We start from the raw sequence: 20,262 nt of genomic DNA, 5'->3' as shown, positions 1-20,262 counted from the left end.
CTGGGGGGGGGTGGGGAGCACGGGCGGGACGGCTGCCGGAGCGGCCGCCGCAGGATGATCTTTGGTAATGCAAACGTGCAATATAGTCGTTTGTGCCCGCCCGGTAAACGGCTGACACTCGTCCGGTTCATGCACAAAACCAACAGGAGAATCCCCGTGATCCGAGCCAGGATGTCCCGCCGCCAGCTGCTGCTGTCCGGTACCGCCGCCGCTGCCACGCTGGCCTTTGCCGGCAACGCGTTCGCGCAAGCCAATTACCCGACGCGCCCGATCCGTCTGATCGTGCCGTTCGCGGCGGGTGGCTCCACCGACCTGTCGGCGCGCCTGGTGGCAGAGTTTGCCGGCCGCGAGCTGGGCCAGTCGATCGTGGTCGAGAACAAGGGCGGAGCCGGCGGCTCGCTGGGCATGGAGCAGGTGGCCAACGCCGCGCCCGATGGCTACACCATCGGCATGGCCACGGTCAGCACGCATGGTTCCAACCCGGCGGTGTACCCGAAGCTGAAGTACGACCCGATCAAGGACTTTGCCCCGATCACCAACGTGGTGTCGATGCCGAGCGTATTCACGGTGCATCCGAGCGTGCCGGCGAAAACCATGCAGGAGTTTATTGCCTTAGCCAAGGCCAATCCGGGGAAGTATTCAGTTGCCTCGCCGGGCACAGGGACCCTCGGCCACGTAAATCTTGAGAACTTCCAGATGCTGGCGAAGATCCAGCTGCTGCATGTGCCGTACAAGGGCGCCGGCCTTGGACTCAATGACGCGGTGGCAGGGCAGGTCAATGCAATCTCGGACAACCTGGCCTCCGCGCTGCCTCACGTGAAATCGGGCCGCCTGCGCGCGCTGGCGGTGCTTGGCGCCACGCGCTCGCCGCAGTTGCCAAACGTACCCACCTATGCAGAACTGGGCTACAAGGAGATGGGCGACGGCGGTTGGTTCGGCATCGTCGCGCCCGCGAATACGCCGCCCGCCATCGTCGCCAGGCTGAACCAGGCGATCCACAAGGCCATGCAGAACCCCGAGTTCAAGCGCAAGGTGGAAGAATCCGGCGGCACGCTGGTGCCGACTACGCCGGAGCAGTTCAAGGCGCAGATCCAGCAGGCGATGGCGCGCTACGCCCGCGTGGCCAAGGCTGCCGATATCAAGCTGGACTGAGGCATGGCGGAGGCAATCAACCAAGCTGCGGTACTGCCGCCGGTCATCGTACGCCTGCCGGAAGGGGAGGCGCTGCCGCTGGTATGCGACTCGCCGCACAGCGGTACCGAGTACCCGGCTGACTTCGGTGCGGCGATCCCGGCCGCGCGCCTGCGTGGCGGCGAGGATACCCACGTCGATGCCTTGTGGGAGGCCGTGCCCGCAGCAGGTGGTACGCTGCTGGCGGCCACTTTCCCGCGGGTCTATATCGACCCGAACCGGATGCCCGACGACATCGACCCGGCCCAGCTCGACGGCACCTGGCCGACGGCATTGGCCCCGGGGCCGAAGACGCGGCTGGGCTTCGGCCTGATCTGGAGCCGGGTCGACGCCAGCACGCCGATCTATGACCGCCGCCTGTCCGTGACGGAAGTGCAGGCCCGTATAGACCGCTACTACCGGCCATACCATGCGGCGCTGGCCGAGGCCGTGGAGGGCGCCCACCAGCGCTTTGGCGCGCTCTGGCACCTGAACCTGCACTCCATGCCCAACAACGCCTACGAGCGGCTCAAGATCGCCAGCCCGCATCCGCTGGCGGACTTTGTGCTGGGCGACCGTGACGGCACCACCTGCGAGCCGGGACTGGTCGACCTGGTCGAACGGGAACTGCGCGGCATGGGCTACACGGTGGCTCGCAACGACCCGTACAAGGGCGTGCAGCTGATCGCGCAGATTGGCCGGCCGGCCGAGCGGCGCAATAGCCTGCAGATCGAAATCCGGCGGCCGCTGTATATGGACGAGGTGACGCGCGAGCGCAATGCCGGGTTCGCCACCTTGCAGCGCGATCTTGACAAGCTGACCCAGCAGGTTACGGGCTATATCCGCGCGCAGCTTTGAGGCGCTTGTTCCACGTGAAACATCAGGCCGGGCCATGTGCCCGGCCTTTTTGTTTCACGTGGAACATAACGTCGCTTTCGAGCGACTCGCCGGGTATCGCCAACGCCATGTTTCACGTGAAACATGGTTACCATCGGAAGGCGGCTAGTCGATTGCCGCTATAATTTCGCATTCCCGTATTTTCCCGCCAGCCTCCCGGAGGAGGTGTCCCATGCTTTACCCAAAAGAATTCGACGTCATCGTCGTCGGCGGTGGCCATGCCGGCACTGAAGCTGCACTCGCCGCGGCCCGTATGGGCTGCCAGACGCTGCTGCTGACTCACAACATCGAGACGCTGGGCCAGATGAGCTGCAACCCGTCCATCGGCGGCATCGGCAAGGGGCACCTGGTCAAGGAAGTGGACGCCATGGGCGGTGCCATGGCCGCCGCCACGGACGAGTCCGGCATTCAGTTCCGCATCCTGAACTCGAGCAAGGGCCCTGCGGTGCGCGCCACGCGCGCCCAGGCTGATCGCGTGCTGTACCGCAAGGCCATCCGTACAAGGCTGGAGAACCAGCCGAACCTGATGCTGTTCCAGCAGGCGGTGGACGACCTGATGGTGGAGGGCGATCGCGTAGTCGGCGCCATGACCCAGGTGGGCATCGCCTTCCGCGCCCGCGCGGTGGTGCTGACCGCCGGTACCTTCCTGGACGGCAAGATCCACGTCGGGCTAGACAACTACACCGGCGGCCGCGCCGGCGACCCGGCAGCAGTGTCGCTGTCGGCACGCCTGAAGGACCTGAAGCTGCCGCAAGGCCGCCTGAAGACCGGCACGCCGCCGCGCATCGACGGCCGCACCATCGATTTCTCGGTGATGGAAGAGCAGCCCGGCGACCTGGATCCGGTGCCGGTGTTCTCCTTCCTGGGTCGTCCGGAGCAGCACCCGCAACAGCTGCCGTGCTGGATCACCCATACCAACAGCCGTACCCACGACATCATTCGTGGCGGGCTGGACCGCTCGCCGATGTACACCGGCGTGATCGAAGGGGTAGGGCCGCGCTACTGCCCCAGCATCGAGGACAAGATCCATCGCTTTGCCACCAAGGAAAGCCACCAGATCTTCCTGGAGCCCGAAGGCCTGACCACCAACGAGTTCTACCCCAATGGGATCTCGACCAGCTTGCCGTTCGACGTGCAGCTGGAACTCGTGCACTCGATCCGCGGGATGGAGAACGCGCATATCCTGCGCCCCGGCTATGCGATCGAGTATGACTACTTCGATCCGCGCGGGCTGAAGGCATCGCTGGAGAGCAAGGCCATCAGCGGCCTGTTCTTTGCGGGACAGATCAATGGCACCACCGGCTATGAAGAAGCCGCCGCGCAGGGCCTGCTGGCCGGCATCAATGCTGGCTGCTATGTGCGCGAACGCGATGCGTGGACGCCGCGCCGCGACCAGGCCTACCTGGGTGTGCTGGTCGACGACCTGATTACTCGCGGTGTGACCGAGCCGTACCGCATGTTCACCAGCCGCGCGGAATTCCGCCTGAGCCTGCGGGAAGACAACGCCGATATGCGGCTGACTGAGGTTGGCCGTGAACTGGGCGTGGTCGACGATGCGCGTTGGGATGCCTTCAACCGCAAGCGCGACGCTGTTTCACGTGAAACAGAGCGCCTGAAGAGCACATGGGTGAACCCCGCGATGCTTCCGGGCGAAGACGCCGTGCCGCTGCTGGGCAAGCCGATCGAGCGCGAGTACAGCCTGGCCGACCTGCTGCGCCGGCCAGAAGTCCGCTATGAGGCACTGATGGCGCTGCAGGGTGGCCGCCATGCCCCGGAAACGCCGTTGGACGCCGAGCCGATGCTGGCAGAGCAGATCCGCGAGCAGATCGAGATCGGCATCAAGTACCACGGCTATATCGCCCGCCAGGCGGCGGAGGTCGACAAGCTGGAAGCCAACGAGTCGACGCGCCTGCCGGAAGGGCTGGACTACACCGAAGTGCGTGGCCTGGGCTTCGAGGTCAGCCAGAAGCTGAACCAGCATCGTCCGGAAACGCTGGGCCAGGCCTCGCGCATTTCCGGCGTGACGCCGGCCGCGATCTCGCTGCTGCTGGTGCACCTGAAGAAGAAGGGGCTGGGGCGCACGCGCGCTGAGTCGGGCGCGCCTTCGGGCAACTCTGAAGAGGCTGCTTGAGTGCCCGGTCCGCGACACACCATGACCGACGACGCCACGCAGCGCCGTCGCCTTGAAGCCGGTCTGGCCCAGATCGGACTGGCGCTGGCGCCGGCCCAGATCGACACCTTGTTTGCCTACCTGGCGCTACTGCGCAAATGGAACGGCGTCTACAACCTGACCGCAATCCGCCACCCCGATGAGATGCTTACGCATCACATGCTGGACTCGCTCGCCGCCGTGCCGGCACTGGCCGAAGCCGCGCGTGCCGCAGAGGTAGGCACGCCGGCGCGGGGCAGGGTATTGGACGTGGGCTCGGGCGGCGGCATGCCCGGCCTGCCGCTGGCCATCGCCTGTCCCGACGTGTCGGTGCTGATGGTGGACATCGTGCAGAAGAAGACCGCCTTCCTGACCCAGTGCCGTGCGCAACTCGGGCTCTCCAATGCCGCGGCGCATTGGGGGCCGGTGGAGAAGCTCGACGATGCCAGCGGCTTTGCCGTGATCACCTCGCGCGCGTTTGCGGAATTGACTGATTTCGTGAACCTGTCGGGCCAGCTCCTTGCACCGCACGGCAAGCTGATCGCCATGAAGGGGGTTTATCCACAGGCCGAGCTGGACCGCATGGAAGCTGCCGGGCTGATGGCGCAATGGCAGGTCGATGCGGTTCCCCGCATCACCGTGCCCGGGCTGGATGCCGAGCGCCACTTGGTGGTGCTGTCGCGGCGCGCAAGCGCCCACGCATGACGTACGCCGCGGCGCTGCGTGCAGCGCCGCGAACTGCCAGCCCCGCGCTGGCCGGATGAATTGAAGCAGGAGCCTCAGTAGCTTATGGCCAAGGTATTCGTGATCGCAAACCAGAAGGGCGGGGTAGGCAAGACCACCACCACGGTGAACCTCGCCGCCGGCCTGGCCGCGCAGGACCAGCGCGTGCTGCTGGTCGACCTGGACCCGCAGGGCAATGCCTCGATGGGTTCGGGCATCGACAAGCAGGCGCTGGAGCACAGCGTGTACCAGGTGCTGGTCGGCCTGGCCAGCATCAAGCAGGCGCGCCAGCGTTCCGAGACCGGCAGGTACGATGTGCTGCCCGCCAACCGCGAACTGGCCGGCGCGGAAGTGGAACTGGTCGAGCTGGACCAGCGCGAGCGCCGCCTCAGGCAGGCCATCGCAGAGGTCAATGACGAATATGATTTCGTGCTGATCGACTGCCCGCCGTCGCTGTCGCTGCTGACGCTGAATGGCCTGTGCGCCGCGCATGGCGTGATCGTGCCGATGCAGTGCGAGTATTTCGCGCTGGAAGGGCTGTCGGATCTGGTCAACACCATCAAGCAGGTGCACGCCAACCTGAATCGCGACCTGCAGGTGATCGGCCTGCTGCGTGTCATGTTCGATCCGCGCGTCACGCTGCAGCAGCAGGTGTCGGCGCAGCTGGAATCGCACTTCGGTGAAAAGGTCTTCAAGACCCTGATCCCGCGCAATGTGCGGCTGGCCGAGGCACCGTCCTATGGCATGCCGGGCGTGGCGTTCGATCCGTCATCGAAGGGCGCCAAGGCGTACCTGGATTTCGGCGCCGAGATGATCGCGCGCGTCAGGCAGCTGGGCTGAAGGAGAGGGCAAGCATGAGCACTGCAAAGAAAAAGGGCCTGGGCCGCGGCCTTGAAGCGTTGCTGGGCGGGCCGGCCGAAATCGTTGAATCGGTGAAGCAGGAGGGTGCGCCCACCGTGCTGCGCCTGAACCAGTTGCAGCCGGGCAAGTACCAGCCGCGCACGCGCATGGATGAAGGCGCGCTGCAGGAACTGGCCGCCAGCATCCGCGCGCAGGGCCTGATGCAGCCGATCCTGGTGCGCCGTGTGGCCGAGCCGGACCGCTATGAAATCATCGCGGGCGAGCGGCGCTTCCGCGCGTCCAAGCTCGCCGGCCTGGACAAGGTGCCGGTGCTGGTGAAGGACGTGGCCGATGAAGCCGCGGCCGCGATGGCGCTGATCGAGAACATCCAGCGCGAAGACCTGAATCCGCTGGAAGAAGCGCAGGGCATCATGCGCCTGATCCGCGAGTTCAGTTTCACGCATGAGCAGGCGGCCGAGTCGGTCGGCCGTTCGCGCAGCGCGGTGTCGAACCTGCTGCGCCTGCTGAACCTGGCCGCACCGGTGCAGACCATGCTGATGGCGGGCGACCTCGACATGGGCCACGCGCGCGCGCTGCTGGCGGTGGACGGCGCCAACCAGATCACGCTGGCCAACCAGATCGTGAACAAGCGGCTGTCTGTGCGCGAGACCGAGAAGCTGGTGGCATCCACGCTCAAGCCGTTCGACCTGAAGTCGCTCAAGCAGAAGGGCGCCAACAACGTGCGCGACGTGGCACGGCTGGAAGAAGAACTGTCCGATGCGCTGGGCCTGGCGGTGCAGATCAAGCTGGGCGCGCGCGGCAAGGGCCAGCTCACCATCCACTTCAGCGACAACGACGCGCTTGAAGGCGTGCTCGTGCGGCTGCGCGAATCGACTGAAAAGCAGAAGGTCGCCTGAGGCAGGGTGCCAAGGCGCGCGTAACTTTGCGTGCGCAATTCGGTGCGATTAACGGCCATTGCGGCGATGACTGTTGCGTGTACGCTGCAGTGTCCGTTCCTGGGACCGGTATACGTACGGCGTACCCGGTAATCCCTCATCATGCGCAGGGTTCGCTGCGCAATCCAATTACGTCAAACATTATTGCTGCGCAATTTTTGTGAAGCCATCATGGCATCGTGATGGCAACCGTTGTGCGCAACACACTGCAAGCTAAATGTAAGCAGATTGACGCGAATCAGTAGTTCCCCTTAAAATCGTGCGGTTTGAATTCTGGTCGGGCCGAAAAGTTCCGGCCTGGAATAAGGCGAGCAGTAGTGGTTCAAGACCGTCAGCAGCGAGGCGCCGGGTCCCGTCAGGAAGATGACTGGGACGACTGGAAAGAAGGCGCAGACCGTGAGGAAGAGGCTGTCGATCCGCTGTCGCACGCCGAGGCGGTGACGCTGTTTGGTGAGCGCGCGTTGCGCCCTTCGCGCATGACCCCGGGCAAGGTTGTCCTGGCGCAGGTGATGGTCACCCTGCTGTCGGCACTGTGCTGGGCGCTGTTCGCGAAAGAGGCCGGCCCGTATGGCTGGTCGGCGCTGTTCGGCGGCATGGTGTGCTTCGTGCCGAGCGGGTTCTTCGCGTTCCGCCTGTGGCTGGCGCGCGACCGGGCTTCGGTCGGCGGACTGGTCCTGGGCGAGGCGATCAAGGTCTTTGGCACGGCGGCTCTGCTGGTGCTGGTGGTGGTGCTGTACCGGGATCTGCGTTGGGTGCCGATGCTGGTCACGTTCCTGCTGGCGCTAAAGACATATTTGGTGGTGGCTCTGGTGATCCGCTAGGCCGGCCGCACGAAGGCGGTGCCTCATCCGGAAATGGGGCACCAAGACGGAATATCAAGATTTGCCGTGCCGGTTTCACAGTGGTGACACCGGACACGGCCAAGGTTGGACCCCGCTTGCATTGCGGTGACCGGCGAATCCGCCGAAGGCAATGCAAGTTGCGTACCGGGCGTTGGCCAGACAGTGGCGGCGCGCGGCCTGAAGATTTCGCAATATACCGTTCGTATCGACATGTCTGATGCTACCCAAGGCGCCGAACACGCGCTGACACCCTCCGGCTATATCGCCGAACACTTGCAGAACTTGAACTCGGTCGGCGGCAAGCAAGCGTCGGTGGTCGATTTCTCCGTGATCAACTACGACACGGTGTTCTGGTCCGTGCTGTGCGGCGCCATCGCCGTGCTGTTCCTGTACGCCGCCGCGCGCCGCGTCACCGCCGGCGTGCCGGGCCGCTTCCAGGCCTTCGTCGAGATGATCGTCGAGATGGTCGATGACCAGGCCAAGGGCATCATCCACGGCGACCGTTCGTGGATCGCGCCGCTGGCGCTGATGGTGTTCTGCTGGATCACCATGATGAACGCGATCGACCTGATCCCGGTGGACTGGGTCAACGGCCTGAATCAAGTCCTCGGCATCTTCCACCTGCACATCCCCCACCACCGTGCAGTGGCCACGGCCGACCTGAACGGCACGCTGGGCATGTCGTGCTCGGTGCTGGTGCTGATGATCTACTACAGCTTCAAGATCAAGGGCACGGGCGGCTTCATGCACGAACTGTTCTCGGCCCCGTTCGGCGCCAAGTGGTATCTGGCCCCGTTCAACCTGGTCCTGAACCTGATCGAATTCCTGGCCAAGGCCGTTTCGCTCGGCATGCGATTGTTCGGCAACATGTACGCCGGCGAACTCGTGTTCCTGCTGATCGCGCTGCTGGGTTCGATCTGGACGTTCGGCGCCGACCTGTCCGCGCTGGGCTTTGTCGGCCACGTGCTGGCCGGCGCGGTATGGGCGATCTTCCACATCCTGATCGTCCTGCTCCAGGCCTTCATCTTCATGATGCTGACGCTGGTGTACATCGGCCAGGCTCACGATCACCACTGATTTTCGGTTTTTTGGTTTTTTGGTTTTTTGGTTCTAAGTCTCTCTAAATTAAAGGAGTCGTCATGCAAGAATTTCTCGCCAACATCCAGGGTCTGACCGCCATCGGTATCGGCATCATCATCGGCCTGGGCGCTATCGGCGCCTGCCTGGGTATCGCCCTGATGGGTGGCAAGTACATCGAAGCCTGCGCACGTCAGCCCGAGCTGATGAACCCGCTGCAAACCAAGATGTTCCTGCTGGCTGGCCTGATCGACGCGGCATTCCTGATCGGCGTGGGCGTTGCAATGCTGTTCGCCTTCGCCAACCCGCTGCTGGCTGTCATCAAGTAATTCTTTTCGGTCTGCATGATGCTGACGGGCGGCGCGGGCCACCAGCCTGGCCGCCTTTTGTGCATTTATCTGTAGTTTGATTACCGAAAGGAACACACCATGAATCTGAACGCAACGTTTTTTGCGCAGATGGTCGTGTTCTTCATCCTGTGGTGGGTTGTTGCCAAATTCATTTGGCCGCCGCTGGTGAAGGCGCTCGACGAACGCGCAAAGAAGATCGCCGATGGCCTCGCCGCTGCCGAGAAGGGCAAGGCCGAGCTCGAACTCGCCAACAAGCGTGTGGACCAGGCTATGGCCGAAGCCCGCACCGAGGGTGCACAACGCGTCGCTGACGCCGAGAAGCGCGCCCAGCTGACGGCAGACGAGATCAAGCAAAACGCCCAGGCAGAAGCCGCACGCATCATTGCCCAGGCCAAGGCCGAAGCAGAACAGCAGGTTACCCGCGCACGCGAAGCACTGCGTGACCAGGTTGCCGTGCTGGCCGTCAAGGGTGCCGAGCAGATCCTCAAGCGTGAAGTGAACGCGCAGGTCCACACCGACCTGCTCAATCAACTCAAGGCTGAGCTCTAATCATGGCTGAAACCGCAACCATTGCCCGTCCCTACGCTGAGGCGCTGTTCCGCGTCGCCAGCGAATCGAGCGCAGGCAACCTGGGTGCATGGTCCGAGCTGGTGTCGGAGATGGGGCAGGTTGCTGCCAATCCCGACATGAAGGCGGTAGCCGGCGATCCGAACGTTCCCGGCGACAAGCTGGCCGAACTGTTCCTGTCGGTGCTGAAGTCCCCGCTGAATGACGAGGCTCGCCGCTTCGTCAAGCTGCTGGTGGATAACGGCCGCCTGACGGTGATGCCGGAAATCGCCGAGCAGTTCCATGTGCTCAAGAACGCCCGCGAAGGGTCGTCGGATGTCGAGATCACCAGCGCATTCCCGCTGGAAGGTTCGCAGTTGAACGACCTGGTCGCTGCACTCGAACGCAAGTTCGGCCGCAAGCTGTACGCGCAGGTGGCGGTGGACCCGTCCCTGATCGGCGGCGTGAGCGTCAAGGTCGGCGACGAAGTGCTCGACACCTCCGTGCGTTCGCGCCTGGCTGCCATGCAAGCCACGCTGACCGCCTGACCGCACCGGCCGACGGATTGAAGAATTAGGAGCATTGTGATGCAACTGAACCCCTCAGAAATCAGCGAGCTGATCAAGTCCCGCATCTCGGGCCTTGGCGCTGAAGCTGAAGTGCGCAATACCGGCACGGTGATCTCCGTGACCGATGGCATCTGCCGCGTGCATGGCCTGTCCGGCGTGATGCAGGGCGAGATGCTGGAATTCCCCGGCAACACCTTCGGCCTCGCGCTGAACCTCGAGCGCGACTCGGTCGGCGCCGTGGTGCTGGGTGAGTACGAACATATTTCCGAAGGCGACACGGTCAAGTGCACCGGCCGCATTCTGGAAGTGCCGGTGGGCAAGGAACTGCTGGGCCGCGTGGTGAACACGCTGGGCCAGCCGATCGACGGCAAGGGCCCGATCAACGCCAAGGAAACGGACGTGATCGAGAAGGTCGCCCCGGGCGTGATCGCGCGTCAGTCGGTGAGCCAGCCGGTGCAGACCGGCCTGAAGTCGATCGACGCGATGGTGCCGATCGGCCGTGGCCAGCGTGAGCTGATCATTGGCGACCGCCAGACCGGCAAGACCGCCGTCGCTGTCGACGCCATCATCAACCAGAAGGGCAAGGGCGTCTTCTGCGTCTACGTGGCAGTCGGCCAGAAGGCTTCGACGATCGCCAACGTGGTGCGCAAGCTGGAAGAGCACGGCGCGATGGAATACACCGTCGTCGTGGCCGCCGCCGCTTCGGACTCGGCCGCCATGCAGTACCTGGCACCGTACGCCGGCTGCACCATGGGCGAGTACTTCCGCGACCGCGGCGAAGACGCGCTGATCGTCTATGACGACCTGACCAAGCAAGCCTGGGCCTACCGCCAGGTGTCGCTGCTGCTGCGCCGCCCGCCGGGCCGCGAAGCCTACCCGGGCGACGTGTTCTACCTGCACTCGCGCCTGCTGGAGCGTGCTGCCCGCGTGAACGCCGACTACGTCGAGAAGTTCACCAACGGCGCCGTCAAGGGCAAGACCGGTTCGCTGACCGCGCTGCCGGTGATCGAAACGCAGGCCGGCGACGTGTCCGCGTTCGTTCCGACCAACGTGATCTCGATCACGGATGGCCAGATCTTCCTGGAAACCGACCTGTTCAACGCTGGTATCCGCCCCGCTATCAACGCCGGTATCTCGGTGTCGCGCGTCGGTGGTGCAGCCCAGACCAAGGTGGTGAAGAACCTGTCCGGCGGTATCCGTACCGACCTGGCCCAGTATCGTGAGCTGGCTGCGTTCGCGCAGTTCGCCTCGGACCTGGACGATGCCACCCGCAAGCAGCTCGAACGCGGCCGCCGCGTGACCGAACTGCTCAAGCAGCCGCAATACCAGCCGCTGCAAGTGTGGCAGCTGGCCGCGTCGCTGTTCGCCGCCAACAACGGCTTCCTCGACAACGTGGAAGTGAAGGACATTCTGCCGTTCGAGAAGGGCCTGCACGACCATCTGAAGACCAAGTACGCCGATCTCATCAACCGCATCGAAGAGACCAAGCAGCTCTCGAAGGAAGATGAAGCCGCCCTGCGTGCCGCTGTCGAGGATTTCAAGAAGTCCGCCGCGTTCTAACCGCGTGATTCCACGACACCGCCGCCGCGCCTGGCTCACGCCGGCGCGGCGCTGGTTCGGATGGAGAGGAAGATATGGCCGGAACGAAAGAGATTCGAACCAAGATCAAGAGCGTGCAGAACACGCGCAAGATCACCAAGGCGATGGAGATGGTCGCCGCGTCCAAGATGCGCAAGGCGCAGGAGCGGATGCGCAGTGCCCGTCCCTACGCCGAGAAGGTGCGCAACATTGCGGCGCACCTGGCTACGGCCAACCCCGAGTTCAAGCACCCGTTCATGCAGGAACGCGAAGTCAAGCGCGTCGGCATGATCGTGGTCACGACCGACAAGGGGCTGTGTGGCGGCCTGAACACGAACGTGTTGCGCGCCGTCACCAATGAACTGAAGACCCTGCAGGGCCGCGGCGTGGACGTGCAAGCCACCGCCATCGGCACCAAGGGCATGCAGTTCCTGGGCCGCGTCGGTGCCAAGGTGATCTCGCACGTGGTGCACCTCGGTGACACCCCGCATCTGGAAAAGCTGATCGGCGCGATCAAGGTCCAGCTCGATGCCTTCACCAATGGTGAGGTCGACGCGGTGTACCTGGCGTACACCAAGTTCATCAATACGATGAAGCAGGAACCGATGGTCGAGCAGCTGCTGCCGCTCGCCGCCGACAAGCTGGTTCAGACCGAAGAAGAGAAGCGCGCCTACTCGTGGGATTACATCTACGAGCCCGACGCCCAGACCGTAGTGGAAGAGCTGCTCGTCCGCTACGTCGAGGCGCTGGTGTACCAGGCCGTGGCCGAGAACATGGCGTCCGAGCAATCGGCGCGCATGGTGGCCATGAAGGCTGCGTCCGACAACGCCAAGAACGTGATCGGCGAACTGCAACTGGTCTACAACAAGACCCGTCAGGCCGCGATTACCAAGGAACTGTCGGAAATCGTCAGCGGCGCAGCTGCGGTCTAAGGCGTCACGAATTCAAGCTATCGGAGATACGAAATGAGTATCGGAAATATTGTGCAGTGTATTGGCGCCGTGGTGGACATCGAGTTCCCCCGTGACGCAATGCCGAAGGTGTACGACGCGCTCGTGCTGGAAGACTCCGGCGACGCCTCGTTCGCCGAAAAGGGCCTGACCTTCGAAGTCCAGCAACAGCTCGGTGACGGCGTGGTGCGTACCATCGCCCTGGGCTCGTCGGACGGTCTGCGCCGCGGTATGGAAGTGAAGAGCACCGGCGCCCCGATTTCGGTGCCGGTCGGTCACGGCACGCTGGGCCGCATCATGGACGTGCTGGGTCGCCCGATCGACGAAGCCGGCCCGATCGCCTCGGACGAGCTGCGCGCGATTCACCAGAAGGCCCCGAAGTTCGACGAACTGTCGCCGTCGGTTGACCTGCTGGAAACCGGCATCAAGGTGATCGACCTGGTCTGCCCGTTCGCAAAGGGCGGCAAGGTGGGCCTGTTCGGTGGTGCCGGCGTGGGCAAGACCGTCAACATGATGGAGCTCATCAACAACATCGCCAAGCAGCACAGCGGTCTGTCGGTGTTCGCCGGCGTGGGCGAGCGTACCCGTGAAGGGAACGACTTCTACCACGAAATGAAGGACTCGAACGTGCTCGACAAGGTGGCCATGGTGTTCGGCCAGATGAACGAGCCGCCGGGCAACCGTCTGCGCGTGGCGCTGACCGGCCTGACTATGGCCGAGCGCTTCCGTGACGAAGGCCGTGACATCCTGTTCTTCGTGGACAACATCTACCGCTACACGCTGGCCGGTACCGAAGTGTCCGCACTGCTGGGCCGTATGCCTTCCGCCGTGGGCTACCAGCCGACGCTGGCAGAAGAAATGGGCAAGCTGCAGGAACGTATCACGTCGACCAAGACTGGCTCGATCACGTCGATCCAGGCCGTGTACGTGCCTGCGGATGACTTGACCGACCCGTCGCCGGCAACCACCTTCCTGCACCTGGACTCGACCGTGGTGCTGTCGCGTGACATCGCTGCACTGGGTATCTACCCCGCAGTGGATCCGCTGGACTCGACCTCGCGCCAGCTGGACCCGCAGGTTGTCGGCACGGAACACTACGAAGTGGCCCGCCGCGTTCAGCAGACCCTGCAGCGCTACAAGGAACTGCGCGACATCATCGCGATTCTGGGCATGGACGAACTGTCGCCGGAAGACAAGCTGGCAGTGAACCGCGCTCGTAAGATCCAGCGTTTCCTGTCGCAGCCGTTCCACGTGGCGGAAGTGTTCACGGGTTCGCCGGGCAAGTACGTGCCGCTGAAGGAAACCATCCGCGGCTTCAAGATGCTGGTGGACGGCGAGTGCGATCACCTGCCCGAGCAGGCGTTCTACATGGTCGGCTCGATCGACGAAGCCTTCGAAAAGGCCAAGAAGCTCCAGTAAGCCTTGCTCATCACTCCCGCCTGGCGGTGGGAGTGATGGCCGGCCACCCCTGCGTGTCCGGCCGCCTGAGCAAAGCGATTGGAGAAAGGATCTGATATGGCAACCATTCTTGTAGACGTCGTCAGCGCGGAAGCGTCGATCTTCTCCGGCCAGGCGAAGTTCGTGGCGCTGCCGGGCGAGTCGGGTGAACTGGGCATTCTGCCGGGCCACACGCCGCTGATCACGCGCATCCAGCCGGGTGCGGTGCGGATCGAGAAGGAAGACGGCAGCGAAGAGTTCGTGTTCGTTGCCGGCGGCATTCTCGAAGTCCAGCCCAAGCACGTCACCGTGCTGGCCGACACCGCTATCCGCGGTGGCGACCTGGACGAAGCCAAGGCGCAGGAAGCCAAGCGTGCTGCCGAAGAGCTGATGCAGAACCAGAGCAGCGATCTGGATCTGGCACGCGCTCAGAGCGAGCTCGCCGTGGCGGCTGCCCAACTGGCTGCCATCGCCCGCCTGCGTCGTAAGAAGTAAGCAATTAGTGGCTTGTCGCGCTGTTGTTTTTCTGGCGCGACAATGAAAAAAGGCAGCCGCATGGCTGCCTTTTTCTTGGGCGTGGCGATATGCTTTTATCCCGCCTGGACAAAAAAAAGCGCGCGGGCCGGGGAGGCTCCGCGCGGACGGGAAAATCCCTTCGAGGGGTCAATTCGAAGGAACGGGTTCGGTCCAGGTCGACAATCAAGGCGCAACGGATATCCAATATCCGACCAGAGGCCGCAAAGGCCACGCGCTGCAACGGTCTGCCTGGTGCTCCGGTCCAGCGGCGATCTGCTGGATCGGAAAATCGGGTTACTGCTTCAAAAGGCTTTCTTCACCACGCCCCTTTAAGTCTGCACAGCCTTATTTACTGGGGCGCCACACGCCGGACACCGGGTGTGTCAATGTATTGTGGGGGAAACTCCCCGGCATGGCAGTAACAAAATGTATCGTTTTGCAAGAAGTTGAAAGCCAGAGGCGCCGGGATCTGGCGTATTCGGCATATTTTCACGCGTTCACGTCACGTTAGCCGCAGAAACGTGTCGTTGTATTATCTTTGATGACGCGATTTCCATGTTCGCTCCCCCACCAATCCCTGCGTGACAATTCCGGTTACGATTCAGGACGTCTGTGGCCTTCGCGTTGCGTTTTTGCATGTCCGCGGGCCCGCCCTTGTCCACCCGGAGACGCGATGCGCCCTGAGATGCAGCAAGCCATACAAGCCATGCTGGCGATGAAGACCGTGGCCGTGGTCGGCCTGTCCGACCGCCCGGAGCGTCCCAGTCATGAGGTTGCGGAATTCCTGCAGGACCATGGCTTCCGGATCGTGCCGGTCAATCCGCGTCATGCCGGCGAACGCATTCTGGGCGAGACCTGCCACGCCACGCTGCGCGAAGCCGCCGACGCTGCCGCGGCAGCAGGCAGCCCCATCGCGTGGGTCGACATCTTCCGCCGTGCCGAGGAAACGCCGGGCGTGGTCGATGAGGCCATCGCCATTGGCGCACAGGGTGTCTGGCTGCAGCTGGGCATCGTCAACGACCACGCCGTGCGCCGCGCTGCCGATGCCGGCCTGCTGGCGGTGCAGGATTGCTGCAGCAAGGTCGAGCTGACGCGCCAGCTCGGGCTGGACTGATTCCCGCCCCGGCACCCTTTCTTTTTCCGCTTTCCCATCAGTCGCCAACCATGGCCATCGATCCGCAACTGCTTGCCTATTACCGCCGCCTGGCGGAGCGCTATGCCAATGCGCCCGCGCCTGCCGACATTCCCGCGCAGCGGGCCCGCTTTGCCGAGATCGCGGCGGCGTCGCTGTTGCCGGATCCGGCAGGCATCACGGTGCAGGACCTGGAGCTTGCGCTCTCCGGCCGCTCGCTGGGCGCCAGGCTGTTCCGCCCGGCCGGCGAGACCGCGCCGCGGCTGGTGGTCTACTTCCACGGTGGCGGCTGGGTGATCGGCTCGCCGCAGACGCACCATACGGTTGCAGCGTTGCTTGCGGCCGACACGGGCTGCGCGGTGGCCAGCGTCGACTACCGCCTCGCACCCGAGCACGCGTTCCCGGCTCCCTGCGACGATGCCTCCGAGGCAGTGCAGTGGTTCGCCGGTGAACGTCAGGCACTCGGGCTGGCGACCGATTTCCTGGCCGTGGCGGGCGACAGCGCCGGCGGCCACCTGGCGGCGCAGGCAGCGCAGCAGCTCAACGGCGGCGGCGCGGTGCAGGTCGATGCGCAACTGCTGATCTATCCGGTGACGGCACCGGTGCTCAGCACCGAAAGCTACCGCGCCTTTGCCGACGGTCCCGGCCTGACGCGTGACGAGATGGCCTGGTTCTGGACCCAGTTCATCGGCGCCGAGGCCCTGGCGGAGGGCACCGCCCACCCCGACCACCGCGTGCACCTGATGGCCGCGCCGCTGGTGCGCCCGCCCGCCACCGTGCTGATGGTGGCCGCGCACGACGTGCTGCGCGACGACGGCCTGGCCTATGCCGACTTCCTGGTGCGCCACGACGCCCTGGTGGTCACCATCGAGGCCAGTGGCATGACCCACGGCTTCGCACGGCTGCAGCCCGATGCCGAACGCGCGCGCGAATGGATGCGGCGTGCCGCAGCGGCCTTCACCGGGATGATCGACGACGTCTGAGCGGCATCCAGCCGCGGCCATCCCTTAGAATGGCGGTCTTACGAGGATGACCATGACCGCACTGCAGAACGATACCTTCCTGCGCGCGCTGCGCCGCCAGCCGACCGAATACACGCCGCTGTGGCTGATGCGCCAGGCGGGCCGCTACCTGCCCGAGTACAACGCCACGCGCGCCCGCGCCGGCAGCTTCCTCGGGCTGGCCAAGAACCCGGCCTACGCCACGGAAGTGACACTGCAGCCGCTGGACCGCTATCCGCTGGACGCGGCGATTCTCTTTTCCGACATCCTGACCGTGCCCGACGCGATGGGCCTGGGCCTGTCGTTCGCGCAGGGCGAGGGCCCGCGCTTTGCCCATCCGCTGCGCACCGAAGCCGACGTGCAGAAACTGGCCGTGCCGGACATGGCGTCGCTGCAGTATGTCTTTGACGCGGTAAGCGAAATCCGCCGCGCACTGGTCCAGGACGGCCGCCAGCGCGTGCCGCTGATCGGATTTTCCGGCAGCCCCTGGACGCTGGCCTGCTACATGGTCGAAGGCGGCGGCTCGGACGACTTCCGCACGGTCAAGGCGATGATGTACGGCCGCCCGGACCTGATGCACCGCATTCTCGAGATCAACGCCCAGGCGGTGACCGAATACCTGAATGCCCAGATCGAAGCCGGCGCGCAGGCCGTGATGATTTTCGACACCTGGGGCGGGGCGCTTGCCGACGGCATGTACCAGGCGTTCTCGCTGGCCTATATGCGCCGGGTGCTGGCCGGCCTGAAGCGCGAGCACGATGGCCAACAGGTGCCCGCGATCGTCTTTACCAAAGGCGGCGGCCTGTGGCTCGAGGCGCTGGCTGACACCGGCGCCGACGCGATCGGGTTGGACTGGACCGTCAACCTGGCCGAAGCGCGCCGCCGCACCGGCGGGCGCGTGGCGCTGCAGGGCAATATCGACCCGACCGTGCTGTTCGCCCCTGAGGCCGCGATCCGCGAGCAGGTGCGCGGCGTGCTGGACAGCTATGCCGCCGCCGGGGGCAGTGATGGCCACGTATTCAACCTTGGCCACGGCATCTCGCAGTTCACGCCGCCGGATAACGTCTCGGTGCTGGTGGATGAAGTGCATCGCCACAGCCGCAAGCTGCGCGCCGGGCAGAAGTGACGATGACAGTATGCGGCCGGCCTGGCTGCTGCTGCGGTGCCCTGCGCTGCAGCGCACCGGCGCCCCAGCGTACCCAGTGCTGCGGGAGCCGCGCCGCCGGACCCTGTCAAGTTAACTTTTTCGCCAGCATTCGCCAAAAAGGTGCTCGGACTTGACTGGCGGTACTTGACTTATGCACACCGATAGGTTTGCCGCAGTGCGGAACAGGGTTATTCCCTAACCTATCCGGGGGATGTTTGCAAGCCCTTGATTTTTAAGGATTTGGAAGAATTGCAAAGGAAGGCCCGATGCCGGTGGATCCCTTGTTTCGCGGGGCTTCCCGGCCAGCCAGTGCGACTTTTCAACAAAGTTATCCACAGGGGCGGTGGAATTAGTGGAAAACCAGTCATCTATCATCGACTTAGGGCCACATTTGAAGTTTTACTTTAAGTTGATGTTGCGCCGCACACTAGATTTCCACTCTTATTGCGCCAGGCGCCCGTTGCACAAAGGTTGCGCAACTGCGGTGCACCAGGAAGGGCCGCATGGCGCCAGCTAGCGGCGCGCTTCCGGTGGTCGAGGACAGCACGGCGATGGGCGCCGTGATGCCGACCGCCGCCGCGCAGTCAGTCATCCGGGTCGCGCTGGACACCCCCGCCGACGACTGCTTCGACTATCTCGCCACGCCCGAGGTCGCCCCGGGTGACCTGGTGGTGGTGCCGTTCGGTCGCCGCAGCATGGTCGGCGTGGCGGTGGCGTACGCCGACAGCTTCGATGTGCCCGCCGACCGGCTACGCCCGGTGGCGCAGCGCCTGGAATGGATGCCGCCGCTGCAGCCCGACTGGATCGGGCTGGCCGCCTTTGCCGCGCGCTACTACCAGCGCCGCCTGGGCGAAGTGATGCTGCCGGCCTTGCCGCCGGCCTTGCGCGAGGCCGAGGGCTGGCCGGGCCTGGCCCAGCGTGCCCGCACCGACGAATACCGCCTGCTGCCCGGGCATGCAGAGGCCCTGCTGGCCGCCGTGCCGCCACGCGCACGCAGCGTGCGCGCCCTGGCACAGGCGCTGGCCGAGCGCGCCGCCGCGGCCGAGCCGCTGACGCTGGCCGACGCCCGCGTGCTGTGCGCGGCGGCACCGGCGCGGCTGGCCGAATGGCAGGCCGCCGGCTGGGTCGAGGCCAGTCGCACCGCGCGCCCCCTGCTGCCGACCGACCCCGCACAGCCGCCATCGGCCGCGCCGCCGCTGCACGACGAGCAGCGCGCCGCGGTGCAGGCAATTGCCGAGGCCGAGGGCTTCGCGCCGTTCCTGCTGCACGGGGTGACCGGCAGCGGCAAGACCGAGGTCTACCTGCATGCGATGCAGGCGCTGCTCGAACGCGACCCCCAGGCCCAGGTGCTGATGCTGGTGCCTGAAATCAACCTGACCCCGCAACTGCAGGCCCGCATCGCTGCACGCTTCCCGCACCTGCCGCTGGCGGTGCTGCACAGCGGCCTGGCCGACCAGGAGCGCAGCCTGCAGTGGCTGGCCGCGCACCGCGGCGAGGCCCGCATCGTGCTGGGCACGCGCATGGCGGTGATGGCCTCGCTGCCGGCGCTGGCGCTGATCGTGGTCGACGAGGAACACGACACTTCCTACAAGCAGCAGGAAGGGCTGCGCTACTCGGCGCGCGACCTGGCGGTGTGGCGCGCCAAGCAGCGCGGCATTGCCGTGGTGCTTGGTTCGGCCACGCCGTCGATGGAGACCTGGTGGCGGGCCGGGCAGGGCACTTACCGCAAGCTGGTGCTGCGCGAGCGCGCCCAGGCCGAAGCGACCCTGCCGACAGTGCGCCTGGTCGACCTGAACCACGAGCGCCAGCGCCAGCGCCCGCTGTTCGAAGGCTTGTCGGTGCCGCTGCTGGAAGCCATCGACGCGCGCCTGGCGCGCGGCGAGCAGAGCCTGCTGTTCCTGAACCGCCGCGGCTACGCGCCGGTGATTGCCTGCGACAGCTGCGGCTGGCTGTCGGGCTGCCCGCGCTGCTCGGCCTACCTGGTGCTGCACCGCCCCGAACGGCGCCTGCGCTGCCACCACTGCGGCCTGGAGGCGCCGGTGCCGCACCACTGCCCGGACTGCGGCAACGTCGACATCGCGCCGCTGGGGCGTGGCACGCAGCGCATCGAAGAGGCATTGGCGACGCGCTTCCCGCAGGCGCGCATCGCCCGCATCGACGCAGATTCCACGCGCCGCAAGGGCAGCGCGCAAGCCATGTTCGACGAAGTCCATGCCGGCGAAGTCGACATCCTGGTGGGCACGCAGATGGTGGCCAAGGGGCATGACTTCCAGCGCGTGACCCTGGTCGGCATCGTCCATCCGGACGCGGCCATGTTCAGCCATGACTTCCGCGCCGCCGAGCATCTGTTCGCCTCGCTGATGCAGGTGGCCGGGCGGGCAG

General features: G+C 65.0%; 19 protein-coding genes. All 19 read left to right on the top strand.

Annotated elements, in window-relative coordinates:
- Positions 1–171: 171 nt before the first annotated feature.
- Positions 172–1,152, top strand: a complete 981-nt coding sequence (locus tag AC3WRR_RS34710; RefSeq protein ID WP_010811276.1) for a tripartite tricarboxylate transporter substrate binding protein BugE — start codon at positions 172–174, stop codon at positions 1,150–1,152.
- A 3-nt stretch (positions 1,153–1,155) separates the two neighbouring features.
- On the top strand, positions 1,156–2,028 hold the full coding sequence (locus tag AC3WRR_RS34705) for an N-formylglutamate amidohydrolase (protein WP_011616233.1): 873 nt from the start codon (positions 1,156–1,158) through the stop codon (positions 2,026–2,028).
- A gap of 211 nt (positions 2,029–2,239) precedes the next feature.
- Positions 2,240–4,198 (top strand): tRNA uridine-5-carboxymethylaminomethyl(34) synthesis enzyme MnmG, encoded by a 1,959-nt coding sequence (gene mnmG / locus AC3WRR_RS34700; protein WP_010811274.1) that lies wholly within the window; start codon positions 2,240–2,242, stop codon positions 4,196–4,198.
- Between the two features lie 21 nt (positions 4,199–4,219).
- Positions 4,220–4,921 carry a 16S rRNA (guanine(527)-N(7))-methyltransferase RsmG gene (gene rsmG, locus AC3WRR_RS34695; RefSeq protein ID WP_011616232.1) on the top strand — a complete coding sequence of 234 codons (702 nt, stop codon included), beginning with the start codon at positions 4,220–4,222 and terminating at the stop codon, positions 4,919–4,921.
- 84 nt (positions 4,922–5,005) lie between these two features.
- Positions 5,006–5,779 carry a ParA family protein gene (locus AC3WRR_RS34690; RefSeq protein ID WP_010811272.1) on the top strand — a complete coding sequence of 258 codons (774 nt, stop codon included), beginning with the start codon at positions 5,006–5,008 and terminating at the stop codon, positions 5,777–5,779.
- A gap of 14 nt (positions 5,780–5,793) precedes the next feature.
- A complete protein-coding gene (locus AC3WRR_RS34685; RefSeq protein WP_010811271.1) occupies positions 5,794–6,696 on the top strand; it encodes a ParB/RepB/Spo0J family partition protein in 903 nt (300 codons plus the stop codon).
- Between the two features lie 356 nt (positions 6,697–7,052).
- Positions 7,053–7,556 (top strand): ATP synthase subunit I, encoded by a 504-nt coding sequence (locus AC3WRR_RS34680; RefSeq protein ID WP_010811270.1) that lies wholly within the window; start codon positions 7,053–7,055, stop codon positions 7,554–7,556.
- 231 nt (positions 7,557–7,787) lie between these two features.
- A complete protein-coding gene (atpB, locus tag AC3WRR_RS34675) occupies positions 7,788–8,654 on the top strand; it encodes a F0F1 ATP synthase subunit A (RefSeq protein WP_037025280.1) in 867 nt (288 codons plus the stop codon).
- Between the two features lie 62 nt (positions 8,655–8,716).
- Positions 8,717–8,983, top strand: coding sequence for a F0F1 ATP synthase subunit C (atpE, locus tag AC3WRR_RS34670; protein WP_010811268.1), 267 nt, complete (start codon positions 8,717–8,719; stop codon positions 8,981–8,983).
- A gap of 99 nt (positions 8,984–9,082) precedes the next feature.
- Positions 9,083–9,553, top strand: a complete 471-nt coding sequence (locus tag AC3WRR_RS34665; protein WP_010811267.1) for a F0F1 ATP synthase subunit B — start codon at positions 9,083–9,085, stop codon at positions 9,551–9,553.
- Between the two features lie 2 nt (positions 9,554–9,555).
- On the top strand, positions 9,556–10,098 hold the full coding sequence (locus AC3WRR_RS34660; protein ID WP_010811266.1) for a F0F1 ATP synthase subunit delta: 543 nt from the start codon (positions 9,556–9,558) through the stop codon (positions 10,096–10,098).
- Positions 10,099–10,137: 39 nt separating this feature from the next.
- Positions 10,138–11,679, top strand: coding sequence for a F0F1 ATP synthase subunit alpha (gene atpA / locus AC3WRR_RS34655; protein WP_010811265.1), 1,542 nt, complete (start codon positions 10,138–10,140; stop codon positions 11,677–11,679).
- 74 nt (positions 11,680–11,753) lie between these two features.
- Positions 11,754–12,629, top strand: a complete 876-nt coding sequence (gene atpG / locus AC3WRR_RS34650) for a F0F1 ATP synthase subunit gamma (protein ID WP_010811264.1) — start codon at positions 11,754–11,756, stop codon at positions 12,627–12,629.
- Between the two features lie 33 nt (positions 12,630–12,662).
- Complete coding sequence (atpD, locus tag AC3WRR_RS34645; RefSeq protein ID WP_010811263.1) at positions 12,663–14,066, top strand: F0F1 ATP synthase subunit beta; 1,404 nt, start codon at positions 12,663–12,665, stop codon at positions 14,064–14,066.
- Positions 14,067–14,162: 96 nt separating this feature from the next.
- A complete protein-coding gene (locus tag AC3WRR_RS34640; protein ID WP_010811262.1) occupies positions 14,163–14,579 on the top strand; it encodes a F0F1 ATP synthase subunit epsilon in 417 nt (138 codons plus the stop codon).
- A gap of 694 nt (positions 14,580–15,273) precedes the next feature.
- Positions 15,274–15,714: a CoA-binding protein gene (locus AC3WRR_RS34635; RefSeq protein WP_010811261.1), complete on the top strand. Its 441-nt coding sequence runs from the start codon at positions 15,274–15,276 to the stop codon at positions 15,712–15,714.
- Between the two features lie 50 nt (positions 15,715–15,764).
- Positions 15,765–16,715, top strand: coding sequence for an alpha/beta hydrolase (locus AC3WRR_RS34630; protein WP_010811260.1), 951 nt, complete (start codon positions 15,765–15,767; stop codon positions 16,713–16,715).
- Between the two features lie 52 nt (positions 16,716–16,767).
- Positions 16,768–17,859 (top strand): uroporphyrinogen decarboxylase, encoded by a 1,092-nt coding sequence (gene hemE / locus AC3WRR_RS34625; RefSeq protein ID WP_010811259.1) that lies wholly within the window; start codon positions 16,768–16,770, stop codon positions 17,857–17,859.
- Positions 17,860–18,431: 572 nt separating this feature from the next.
- Positions 18,432–20,262, top strand: a 1,831-nt coding sequence (locus AC3WRR_RS34620; protein ID WP_492299454.1) for a primosomal protein N', incomplete at its 3' end; no start/stop codon positions are given.

This window comes from Cupriavidus sp. FW305-3-2-15-C-LB2 (assembly GCF_058787575.1).
Note: the sequence above shows the minus strand (reverse complement) of the source record. Positions and strands in the feature narration are given on the sequence as shown.